Origin of the sequence: Campylobacter sp. W0066.2 (assembly GCF_024723515.1) — a bacterium.
Taxonomy (GTDB): Bacteria; Campylobacterota; Campylobacteria; order Campylobacterales; family Campylobacteraceae; genus Campylobacter_D.
In genome coordinates this window covers 52172-63655 of the sequence record NZ_JANQCV010000003.1, presented here as the reverse complement: position 1 = coordinate 63655, position 11484 = coordinate 52172, and the positions used below count along the sequence as shown (strand labels likewise).

15 protein-coding genes and 1 tRNA gene are annotated in these 11484 nt (G+C 31.2%); 2 read left to right on the top strand and 14 right to left on the bottom strand.

Features of this window, described 5'->3' with window-relative positions; translation table 11 throughout:
- Positions 1–22: 22 nt before the first annotated feature.
- From CAMP18498_RS01885 to CAMP18498_RS01825, 13 genes are all read right to left on the bottom strand, one after another.
- The gene (locus tag CAMP18498_RS01885; protein ID WP_148660746.1) at positions 23–124 is read right to left on the bottom strand and encodes a hypothetical protein; all 102 of its coding nucleotides are present in this window, start codon (positions 122–124) and stop codon (positions 23–25) included.
- A gap of 2 nt (positions 125–126) precedes the next feature.
- On the bottom strand, positions 127–339 hold the full coding sequence (locus CAMP18498_RS01880) for a DUF4006 family protein (protein WP_263674778.1): 213 nt from the start codon (positions 337–339) through the stop codon (positions 127–129).
- The gene (ccoP, locus tag CAMP18498_RS01875) at positions 339–1217 is read right to left on the bottom strand and encodes a cytochrome-c oxidase, cbb3-type subunit III (RefSeq protein WP_337197107.1); all 879 of its coding nucleotides are present in this window, start codon (positions 1215–1217) and stop codon (positions 339–341) included. Before ccoP ends, CAMP18498_RS01880 begins: the two co-directional genes overlap by 1 nt.
- Complete coding sequence (locus CAMP18498_RS01870; protein ID WP_039617636.1) at positions 1217–1420, bottom strand: cytochrome c oxidase, cbb3-type, CcoQ subunit; 204 nt, start codon at positions 1418–1420, stop codon at positions 1217–1219. The genes ccoP and CAMP18498_RS01870 overlap by 1 nt, the downstream gene beginning before the upstream one ends.
- Before the next feature lie 8 nt (positions 1421–1428).
- The gene (ccoO, locus tag CAMP18498_RS01865; RefSeq protein WP_087700416.1) at positions 1429–2094 is read right to left on the bottom strand and encodes a cytochrome-c oxidase, cbb3-type subunit II; all 666 of its coding nucleotides are present in this window, start codon (positions 2092–2094) and stop codon (positions 1429–1431) included.
- An 11-nt stretch (positions 2095–2105) separates the two neighbouring features.
- Entirely contained in the window at positions 2106–3572 is a 1467-nt protein-coding gene (gene ccoN / locus CAMP18498_RS01860; protein WP_337197104.1) for a cytochrome-c oxidase, cbb3-type subunit I, read from the bottom strand.
- A 116-nt stretch (positions 3573–3688) separates the two neighbouring features.
- On the bottom strand, positions 3689–4351 hold the full coding sequence (locus tag CAMP18498_RS01855) for a sulfite exporter TauE/SafE family protein (protein WP_337197102.1): 663 nt from the start codon (positions 4349–4351) through the stop codon (positions 3689–3691).
- Positions 4348–5466, bottom strand: a complete 1119-nt coding sequence (carA, locus tag CAMP18498_RS01850) for a glutamine-hydrolyzing carbamoyl-phosphate synthase small subunit (protein WP_337197100.1) — start codon at positions 5464–5466, stop codon at positions 4348–4350. The genes CAMP18498_RS01855 and carA overlap by 4 nt, the downstream gene beginning before the upstream one ends.
- Positions 5463–6014, bottom strand: a complete 552-nt coding sequence (locus CAMP18498_RS01845; RefSeq protein WP_337197098.1) for a DUF507 family protein — start codon at positions 6012–6014, stop codon at positions 5463–5465. The genes carA and CAMP18498_RS01845 overlap by 4 nt, the downstream gene beginning before the upstream one ends.
- Before the next feature lie 61 nt (positions 6015–6075).
- Positions 6076–6591: a MotE family protein gene (locus CAMP18498_RS01840; RefSeq protein ID WP_412174992.1), complete on the bottom strand. Its 516-nt coding sequence runs from the start codon at positions 6589–6591 to the stop codon at positions 6076–6078.
- Positions 6591–7010, bottom strand: coding sequence for a flagellar FliJ family protein (locus tag CAMP18498_RS01835; RefSeq protein ID WP_337197097.1), 420 nt, complete (start codon positions 7008–7010; stop codon positions 6591–6593). Before CAMP18498_RS01835 ends, CAMP18498_RS01840 begins: the two co-directional genes overlap by 1 nt.
- Positions 7007–8257: an adenylosuccinate synthase gene (locus CAMP18498_RS01830; RefSeq protein WP_337197095.1), complete on the bottom strand. Its 1251-nt coding sequence runs from the start codon at positions 8255–8257 to the stop codon at positions 7007–7009. Before CAMP18498_RS01830 ends, CAMP18498_RS01835 begins: the two co-directional genes overlap by 4 nt.
- A gap of 24 nt (positions 8258–8281) precedes the next feature.
- Positions 8282–8379, bottom strand: a tRNA-Sec gene (locus tag CAMP18498_RS01825).
- Between the two features lie 158 nt (positions 8380–8537).
- On the opposite strand from CAMP18498_RS01825, the gene yedE reads away from it, so the two are divergent.
- Positions 8538–9752 carry a selenium metabolism membrane protein YedE/FdhT gene (gene yedE / locus CAMP18498_RS01820; RefSeq protein WP_337197093.1) on the top strand — a complete coding sequence of 405 codons (1215 nt, stop codon included), beginning with the start codon at positions 8538–8540 and terminating at the stop codon, positions 9750–9752.
- Entirely contained in the window at positions 9749–9976 is a 228-nt protein-coding gene (gene yedF / locus CAMP18498_RS01815; RefSeq protein ID WP_337197091.1) for a sulfurtransferase-like selenium metabolism protein YedF, read from the top strand. The genes yedE and yedF overlap by 4 nt, the downstream gene beginning before the upstream one ends.
- A gap of 15 nt (positions 9977–9991) precedes the next feature.
- Here yedF and putP read toward each other — a convergent pair whose 3' ends face one another.
- Positions 9992–11473, bottom strand: a complete 1482-nt coding sequence (gene putP, locus CAMP18498_RS01810) for a sodium/proline symporter PutP (RefSeq protein ID WP_337197089.1) — start codon at positions 11471–11473, stop codon at positions 9992–9994.
- Positions 11474–11484: the final 11 nt, after the last annotated feature.

The following is an 11484-nucleotide window of genomic DNA, read 5'->3' as shown; positions in this document are numbered from 1 at the left end:
AAACCGCCCTTAAATGTATTTTTCATCCTATAAAAAGATGATTTACAGTTAAAACCGACCAAGCAGTAATTCCTGCTGCTACAACTAAGCCAACTATGATTAAGTATTCAAGAACTTTTGCCATAATCATTCCTTTATGATGATATGTTCTTCTCTTTTAGAGTCAAACATTTTAATTTGCTCTGCTTTTTCTAATTTATAAGGTTTTTGCATTACATCTTGTTGTGCTTTTAAACCCCAAACAGTAAGTCCAGCTAAAATCGATAATAATAAAACAGTTGCTATTAACATTCCACTAACACCTGAAAGTGAAAATACACATCTATTTGAATTTTCCATTATTTACCCCTTGAAAGAGAAATTGCATATTCACTAACTGCTTCTTTTTGAAGCTCGTTTAATAAACCATTGTTAAAGTGAGGCATTACACCTATGCTACCTGCCTTACCACGATTTAAAACATCTACTACAAACTCAGCACTACCGTATTTTGATAAATCCGGAGCTACTAACTGACCATCAATAGTTCCTTTTCCATCCTCTCCATGACATACTGCACAAGTTACAAAAAGCTCTTTTCCTTTTGCCACAAGCTGAGGATTTTCAGTTTTTTTAATCGCTGAAATTTCAGAAGCAACATAAGCTGCAATTGCAGGGATATCGGCTTCATCTATGCCATTATCTGCTGCGCTTAACATCTCACCCATAGGATAATTCATGCCCTTAGAACCTTTAGTAATTACTTCTATAAGTCCTTCTTCTGAACCCCAAATGTTAAGATTTTGTGCTTTTCCATTAATACCATCACCTGTAATTCCATGACAAGAAGAACATTGAACCAAGAAAATATTTTTACCCATTTCTTGTTTATCTTGTGCGCTTAAATTTGCAAATTTTTGTGCAAATTTTTCATTATGTGCTTGTACTTCTTTATTATACTCACCAATTTGAGAATAACTATTTAAAGGATATCCCCAAAGAAAATACCATATACACCACACTATAGCCAAGAAAAATACAACAGCCCAGCCAAGTGGTATAGGATTTTTAAATTCACCTATACCATCCCAACTATGCTCGCTTAGCTCACCTTGGCTTTTTTCTTCTTTCATACTTTTAAATAATTTTCCTACCACAACAAGTGTAATCAAGATGATAAGAATTGCTCCAATAAAAGATAATAAATTAACATTATCTTGTAAGTTCAACCATTGCATTAAGCACTCCTTTTATTTTGCTCTAAAACACGATCGCTGATTTCATCATGCAATGCTAAATCAGCATATTTTTCATAGTTTCTTCTACCTGTTTTTTCAGATCTATATAAATGAAACCAATAAGAATATAAAACTACCACTAAAAACACTACAAGAGCAAAAAAACCATAAGCTTGTAGCTCTCTTATTAGTTCTAAATCCATGGTTTTTCCTATTTTAAGCTATTAAGATACGCGATTAAAGCTACAATCTCTCTAATTTCGCCTCTAGCAAACGCATCTTTAACATCTTGATTTTTCATTTGATCTACTATAGCTTGAGCTTCTGCTTTAACTTCTGCTTGAGCTTCTTCCCAAGTACCAAGTTTTGTACCATTTTCAACATCATAAGGCACATTGAAAACTTTTTTTACAGTTAGCGCTTCTGCATAAGCTGTTTCTATATTTGCATTATTGCTAAACATATGTTTATAAGCTGGCATAATAGAACCAGGAACAACTGAAACTGGATCCCACATATGATTTTCATGCCAATCTGTAGTTCTAAAATTACCTATACGCAATAAATCAGGTCCGGTTCTTTTTGAACCCCATAAAAATGGTCTATCATAAGCATACTCACCACTAACTGAATACATACCATAACGATCTGTTTCTGATTTAAAAGGACGAATAAGTTGTGAATGACACGCATTACAACTTTCTTTAATATAAGCATGGCGTCCTGCAAGTTGTAAAACTGTATAAGGCTTTTTACCTTCAATTGGTCTTGCATTTTGAGCAAAATCAGGTAAAACTTCTACAATACCCGCATACGCAATCACTATAAATACCGCTACAGCAAAAAAGAATGGATTTTTTTCTAACCAACTAAACATATTTTTCCTCCTTATGCTGCCATAGGTGAAGCACTTTTTGGTTCTTTATCAAGTACTCTACCCACTGCGATTGATTTGTAAATATTATAAACAAACATGAAAAATCCTGCTAAGTATAACAAGCCACCCACAGCCCTAATCCAATAATAAGGAATAATAGCTTCAACAGTATCGATGAAAGTATAAAGTAAATTACCATACTCATCTGTAGCTCTCCACATCATACCTTGAGTAATACCTGCTATCCACATAGAACTAAAGTACAATACTATACCTGTGGTTTGAATCCAAAATTGAGCTTCCATTAGTGATTTGCTATACAACTCTCTTTTAAACATTCTAGGTACCATGTGATAAAGTGCAGCCATGGTCATAAAGCCAACCCAACCTAAAGTACCATCATGAACATGTCCTGGAATCCAATCTGTAAAATGCGCTAATGCATTAACTGATTTAATAGAAAGAATAGGACCTTCCAAAGTTGAGAACATATAGAAAGTTGAAGCTAAAATCATAAATTTGATTAATGGGCTTTCTCTTAATTGACTCCACTCACCTTTCATAGTAAGTAAGATATTAATTGCTGAACCCCAAGAAGGTAAAATAAGCACAATTGAAAAAACTGAACCCATAGTTTGCATCCAATCAGGTACAGTAGAATAAATCAAGTGGTGTCCACCTGCCCATAGATAAACAAACATTAAGCCCCAAAATGCAAATAAAGACAATTTATAAGAGAAAATTGGCTGACCGCTTTCTTTTGGCAAGAAATAATAAATTTGAGCAATAATACCAACAGTGAATACAAATGCAACAGCATTGTGTCCATACCACCATTGAACTAACGCATCATTTGTTCCTGCATACATAGAAACACTATGCCACCAATCACCCATTCCACTTACAAAATATGTTGGTACAGCCATATTATTAAATAGATAAAGCATTGCTATACCTAAGAAAGTAGCTATATAATACCAAAGTGAAACATATAAAGTTTTTTCACGGCGAATTCCAATAAGTCCAAAAATACTTACACCCCATAAAACCCAAACTAAAACTACCAATATATCAAGTGGCCATTCAAGTTCAGCATACTCTTTTGAAGTACTAACACCTGCAAACAAAGTAATAACAGCTATAATCATAGTGATCATATAAAGCCAAAAATGTAATTTACCAATAAACATTAAAAAGCTTGATTCTGCCATACTAACTTTTAGCACACGCTGACCAATATAATACCAAGTAGCCCAAATTCCTGAGAGCATAAAACCAAAAATTACACCTGAAGTGTGTAATGGTCTAAGTCTTGAAAAAGTACCATACTCACCGGCTAAATAGTTTAAATCCGGATAAGCCATTTGAAAGGCAATAAGCGTTCCAATAGCCATACCAATAACACCAAACAATAAGGTAGCAAACATAAAATATTTAGCAACCGTATAGTCATAGTTTAATGCATTTCCTGGGTGCATTTCCTCTCCTTAAGTTTTTTTCTGCAATTATACAATCTTTATATTATATGATATTTAATATCTTTTTTAGCTTAAATTATGTCAAATTATTTATTATTTATTAATAAATTATAATGTTATCGCATAAGCATAAAACCTGTATAAGAAAAATACACACCGTAAAAAAAGATTAAAATATAAGAAATCAAACTAGCTGTTTTTTGAAATTTTTCATTTAACGTTTTAGAAAAATAAGCAAAAAAAATCAATGCGGGCAAGGTTGAAAGTCCAAAAATAAACATAATCAATGCTGCTAGATAAACATTTTGTACACTCATACCAAAGGCTATGTAAAAATACACCAATCCACATGGCACAAAACCATTTAAAAATCCTAAAAAAAGAGTACTTTTTAAAGACTTATTTTGAATTAGTTTGGAAATATTTTTTTTGATGATACAGTCAAAAATTAAAGATCTTTCAAAAAAAGCTAAAAATTTTCCTTTAAAAATTAAAGCACAAGCTAAAATCATCATAAAAAGCCCAATAATAAAAAACATTACACCTTTTGCAAATTCGTTAAAAGAAAATAAATTTCCAAAAATTCCAAAAAATACGCCTAAGCAAACATAAGCAAAAATTCTAGATAAATGATAAGAGAAAATCAAAAGAGAAAAAGGGAGTTTAATTTGCTTTGAAAGCTGAGTATAAGCCAAAACAAAGCCTCCGCACATTCCATAGCAATGTCCAAAGCTTGAAAGAAAAGCTATACTCGCTAAAGCAATAAAATCTAAATTCACAAAAGCTCTAAAAATTCTTTAAAAATATATTTGCTCTCATGCGGCCCTGATGAGCTTTCTGGATGGTGTTGTACTGAAATGATAGGATAATTTTTATATCTTACACCCTCTACATTATCACCAAATAAATTTCTATGAGTAATTGTTGCAACCTCTGTTATTTCTTCAGGAACATTATAGTTGTGATTTTGTGCTGTGATTTCTACTGTGTTATTTGTAAGATTAATTACTGGATGATTTGCTCCATGTTGACCAAATTTCATCTTATAAGTTTCATAACCAAATGCATTACTTAAAAGTTGATGTCCTAAACAAATACCTAGCATAGGAATTTTTGCTTCCGCTAATTTTTTAATCTCTGCAATTTCATCTTTTAAAATTTTTGGCTCACCTGGTCCATTGGATAAAAATATCCCATGAATTGCACCTTTTTGGTATAAATCAATCAAATCTTTTGCCTTGGTATTATAAGGAAAAACCTCTACTTCAAGTCCTACACTCACAAGTTCATTTAAAATATTTTCTTTTACACCATAATCAATCACAGCTACTTTTTTACCATTTGCTTTTACATTCTCATAAGTTTTGTTGCTATGATTCCAAGCACCTTTACTATGTTTATAAGAGCTTTTAGTGCTAACCTGTGCTACATAATTTACCTCATCGATTTTAGCACTAGAAAGAAGCATTTTCTTAAGCTCTTCTTTGTCTTTAATTTCAGTAGATATTATAGCTCTTAAATTTCCTTGATCTCTAATCATTTTAACCAAAAATCTTGTATCAATTTCACAAAGTCCTATTTTGCCATGGTTTTTCAAATAAGCACTTAAAGAATCATTGGCTCTAAAATTAGAATATTCTTCATTTAATTCTCTTATGATCATACCGCTAGCAAAAACTTCTTTGCTTTCATTATCTTCATCATTAACGCCAACTATACCAATTTCTGGCATTGAAAAAACCACAAATTGACCCGCATATGAAGGATCAGAAATAATCTCTTGATAGCCCGTTAAAGAAGTATTAAAAACAAGCTCACCAAAAAAAGTTCCACTTTCTCCAAAAGCCTTTGCACTTAAAAAAACATCATTTTCTATATAAATATATGCTTTCATAAAAGTCCCTTTTTTCTAAGCTCTTCTTGGTAAAGCTTTTCAAACACCAATTCATATTCTTCAGAACCTGGGATAAGCTTTCTTTTATAATTTGAAATTTTTTCATAAACCAAATCTTCTAAATTTTCATACTCTTTTAAATAAGACATAATACTTGAGAAAATAAGATTTTTCACACGATTTTCTGATACATTATAATTTATCAAATCCTCTTCTACTAAATTTTCTAAAATTTTATGAGAAAGATTATTGTATCTATCTTCACTATCAAGCATAAATTTAAACTCATTTGCCAATTTTTTCTTAATCATCCAAAACATACTTTTTCTATCTATTTGCATGAACTCGATTTCATCTTCTTGGCTTTCTAAAAGCTCTTTTGCTTTTTCATCAAGCTTACGCTCGTTTAAAACATCTATTTCTATAATCTCTTTTGCTATTTTTAAAAGTTTTTGACTATCATCTTTAATTTTAACAAAAGAAGAATGCATTAAATCAAGTATTATTTTATTTGTTATATAAGGTATGTGAGCTGGTTTGATACGCATTTATTCACCTTTTTATTTTTATTGAAATAATACTAAAAAAAAGGTAAAAACTGCTTAAAACTTACTGCGAACTTGCATTTTGATCTAAATTTTTCAAAAGTAGTGTTAAATCTGAAGCTTTCTTAGGTTCCATTTTTGCCATAATGGATGAAATTTTTCTAGGATCAAGCGAAAGTAGAATTTTTGAAGCTTCATCAGGTTCCATTTCACTTAATATACCTGCAACAGCCACATCTTTCATTTTTGCATAGATTTCTGTAATACGCCCCATAGTTTTATCATTAATTGCTTGGAGATTTTCTCTAGTTGCTTTCAATATACGTTCATTTTGTTCTTTTAAGCTTTTGATTTGTTCTAAACTTGCATTAATATCAGCTTCTTTTTGTACCAAAGCTTGCATTTTTTCTTTTTGTAAAGCTTCAAAAGATGCCCTATATGCTTCTAAACTTTGTCTTGCCTCATCATATTCTCTAATTTGCTCTTGCATTTGCTCTTTTCTTGCTTCAAAATATTGCTCACAATTTTGTTGCGCATTCACAAAATTTAAAAAAATTAATAAAAATATTATTTTTTTCATTATTTATCCTTATTAAAATGCCTTGTTATAGCAAGTTCGTCCATAAATTTTTCTTCTTCTTTTTGTAAGGCTTTTTGAATCTTTTTTAATTCTTCATTTTCTAAAACTTTGATTTTTTCAAATTCCAAATGAGCTTTTTTATATAAATGCTGATGATGCGCTAATTCTTTTTTGGTTAAATCTAATTTTTGTTTAATTCTTTGCTTGCCTTCTCTTGCAATTTCTTGCAATTTTAAAGACGATCTTAACAAAGCTATCGAGCCCTTATCGGCTAAAGTTAAACTTTCGCAAGTTTTTGAGGCTTCTTTAAGCTCTTCTTCACACTGCAAAAGATTTTGTCTTGTTTTGGTTAAATTTGCTTCTGCTTTATCAAGCTGTTGTTTTCTAAGCTTAATCACAGAAGAATATTTGCTTTTCATAAAATGATAGTATCTTCTCTTTCAGGGCTTGTAGAGATATAACCTACTTTAACACCACTTAATTCTTCTAAACGTTTAATGTATTTTTTAGCATTTTCAGGCAATAAATCATAATCCCTAATCCCTGCAACTTTATCCCAACCTTCCATTACTTCATAAATAGGTTTAGCATTTTCTAAATCACAAGGCACATAGTCTATTTCTTGCCCCTTATACTCATAAGCTTTACAAATTTTAACACTTTCAAAACCATCCAACACATCAAGCTTCATCAATGATAAAGCATCTAAGCCATTTAATCTTGCAGTATATCTTACCGCAACCGCATCAAACCAACCACATCTTCTTTTTCTACCTGTACTTACACCAATTTCTTTACCAATAAGTCCTATTTTTTCACCATCTTCACCTAAATCTTCACTTGGAAAAGCTCCATTTCCCACTCTTGTTGTATAAGCTTTTACTATACCTATAACTTTTCCAATTTCTTTTGGATTTAAACCCAAACCACTTAAAGCCCCAGCTGAAATAGTTGTTGAACTAGTAACATAAGGATAAGTTCCATGATCAATATCCAGCATTGATCCTTGTGCACCTTCTAACAATACTTTTTTATCCTCATCCAAAGCTTTCCAAAGCATTCTTGTGGTATCTGTAATATATGGTGCTAGCACTTCTTTAAAGCGTTTTAAATCTTTTAAAATTTCATCATAACTAGGCATTGCAATACCTAAAACATCAAAATAAGTTTTTTTAAGTTCAAAATCTTTCATTAAATTTTCACAAAGTTTTTCAGGCTCTAGCAATTCCCCTACTCTATGTCCATTACGACTTATTTTATCTTCATAGCTTGGCCCTATGCCTTTGCCTGTTGTCCCTATAGCTTTATCGCCTTTAAGTCTTTCTCGTGCTTGATCAATCAAAGCATGATGATTTAAATTTAAATGAGCTCTATCACTTATAAATAATCTTCCTTCTAAATTTTCAAATTGAGCCATTTCGCTAATTAATACATCAGGATTAACTACAACTCCATTTCCTATAACATTAATACATTGCTTATTCAAAACACCTGATGGCATTAAATGTAAAGCATATCTTATACCATCAACCCATATAGTGTGACCTGCATTATGTCCGCCTGCACTCCTGCAAACATAATCATAATTTTCGCATAGTTTATCAACTATCTTACCTTTACCCTCATCACCCCATTGGATACCAACGACAATATCTGCTTTACTCATAAAAACTCCATTTTGACTTAAATTTGGCGAGAAGGTGAGAGAATCGAACTCCCCAAAAAGTAGTCAACTACCCTTTCATCTGATTTGAAGTCAGTGGCCATCACCAGATAAGCTAACCTTCCAAAAAATATATTATATCTTAATATTTTTAATTAAAACAAAAATTAAATACTTAAAGTTATAAGTGGTTTTGTTTTATTTTATTATCAAAATTCTTAGTTATAATAGTAGTTTTTATTTTAGTGTCAAGTTTTGACAATCACAATTTTTGGATACAACAATGCATTCTTTCAAACAATCTTTTTTTATAAATTTTTGGGATAATTCCAAAGGCATGATTATGCTTGGAATTTTAAGTGCTATTTATTTTGGAATTTTTGGTAGTGTTTGGGCAGTCACTGGCGAAATGACACGCTGGGGTGGAGAGTTTTTAGAATTTTTTGGTATAGACTTAAGCTCTTATTCTTATTATCAAAAGCAAAATTTAAGTGGCACTCCCTTAACAAGAATTGATGGTATCATGCTTATAGGTATGTTTATAGGGTGTTTAAGCGCTGCATTTTTAGCAAATAAATTCAAATGGCGCTTACCTGCTAGCAAAATTCGAATTTTTCAAGCTATTATAGGTGGAATTTTATCTGGTTTTGGTGCAAGACTTGCCTTTGGATGTAACCTAGCAAATTTTTTTACAGGCTTGCCTTATTTTTCTTTACATACTTGGGTTTTTACTTTATTTATGATTTTAGGGATTTATTTAGCTGTTAAAGTTTGCAATCTATCACCTTTTAAACCAAAAGCCAAATTACAACGTGTTTATAAAGAAAACCGACCATTAAAAACACACAATAAAACCGCAAAGATATATTTTTATATAGGATTTGGTGTGTTTATAATTTTTATAACTTATGTTGTATTTATACTACAAAAACAACCTTTAAATATTAACAACAAAGAAAGTATTCTTCCTTTAGCGTTAATATTTGGCTTTGTTTTTGGTTTTATCATATCTAGAGCTCAAATTTGCTTTACTTCTTGCTTTAGAGATTTATTTTTATTTGGTAGAGACAATGCTATAAAAGGTGCTTTAATAGGTATGATTATAGCTTGTTTAATAGCTTTTGCTTTTATCTTACAAGGGCACACTAGCAAAATAATAGAAATATCACCAAATATTACTTTAGGTGCTTTTTTATTTGGCTTTGGAATAGTTTTTGCCGGAGGATGCGAGTGTGGCTGGATGTATCGAGCTTGTGAAGGACAAAGTCATTTTATTATAGTAGGTATTGCAAATATTATTGGCACTATGATATTAGCTTTAAGTTACGATCATTTTCCAAATTTCTTAACAGATGGAGTAAAGATTCATCTTTTAAATGAATTTGGTTATTTTAATGGCTTAATAATCAATTTAACTTTATTTGCAATTTTATTTTTATTTATATTAAAGTTTAAACAATCATTCTTTTTCAAACAAAATAAAAAAGGAAAAATATGATTATTCATTATAGTTTAAATTTAGAAGGTGAAGCTTGTCCATACCCTGCTATAGCTACTATTGATGCCTTAAAAGAACTAAAATCAGGTGAAGTTTTAGAAATTTTATGCGACTGTCCGCAAAGTATCAATTCTATACCTCAAGATGCTAAAAATCGTGGTTTTGAAATTCTAGAAATAAATCAAGATAACCCAACGCTTAGATTTTTAATTCAAAAGCCCTAAAGGCTTTTGAATATATTAAAGATGTTTTAACATTGTTTCATAAGCTGTTTTGGTTCCTGGGCGCACTTTTGTAACCAAGCTCACTAAAACAATCACAACAGAAGCAGCTAAAAATCCTGGAATGATTTCATATATAGGAAAATTAAGCCACTCAGCTAAGAAATTTTTATATGCTACAACCACAACTGCACCGGTAATCATACCTGCAATAGCAGCGTATCTTGTCATTTTTGACCAAAATAACGAAAAGAGCATTACAGAACCAAAACTTGCTCCAAATCCCGCCCAAGCATAAGCTACTATACTTAATACACTTGAGTTTTTATCAGTAGAAATGATAAAAGCTATCACAGCTACTGCTAAAACACCAAATCTACCCAAAGTCATCACTGTTTTATTAGATGCTTCTTTATTAAAAATTCTTTTATAAAAATCTTCTGCTATAGTTGAACTTGAAACAAGTAATTGCGAACTTGCTGTACTCATAATAGCTGCTAAAATAGCACTAAGTAAAATGCCTGCTATCCAAGGATTAAAAAGTAATTGTGACATTACGATAAAAATCTTTTCAGGATCTTGCAAACTAAGCTCAAATTTACTCACATAAGCTATACCTAAAATACCTATCAAACAAGCACCTATTAAAGATATAACCATCCAAGAAATTCCTACAAAAGTAGCAGTTGGAATATTTTTAGTTGATCTTATAGACATAAAACGCACCAAAATATGTGGCTGACCAAAATATCCAAGTCCCCATGAAAGCGCTGAAACTATACCTAAAAAGCTTAATCCTTCTCCCATAGAAAAAGTATTTGGCTTAATTTCTTTGACTATATTAACAGCTTCACTAAAGCCACCTAAATGATAAATCATCACTATAGGCACAACAATCAAAGCACTCATCATTAATAAACCTTGAATCAAATCCGTCCAACAAACTGCCTTATATCCACCTAAAAATGTATAAGCAACTATAATAACAGTTCCTGTAGTTAAAGCATAATCATATTGAATTCCAAAAGTTGCTTCAAAAAGTTTTGCTCCACCTACAAGCCCTGATGAAACATAAAAAGTAAAGAAAATTAAAATAACAATAGCACAAACCACTCTTAATATATGCTTATCATCATCAAACCTTGTTTCAAAATAATCTGGAATTGTAATAGAATTTGCAATCACACTAGTATAAATTCTAAGTCTTTTTGCCACAAAAGTCCAGTTTAAAAACGCTCCTATACTAAGACCTATTGCAATATAACTTTCAGCCAAACCACTTACATATAAAGCTCCTGGTAAACCCATTAAAAGCCAACCACTCATATCAGAAGCTCCAGCACTAAGTGCTGAAACCACTGGTCCCATAGAACGACCACCTAAAAAATAGTCCTCTGAATTTTTATTTTGTTTATAAAAATAAAATCCGATAAAAAGCATTAATGCTGAATATGCGACAAACATTATCGCAATTTGAGTATTAATTTGAACAACCTCCATTTTATCTCCTT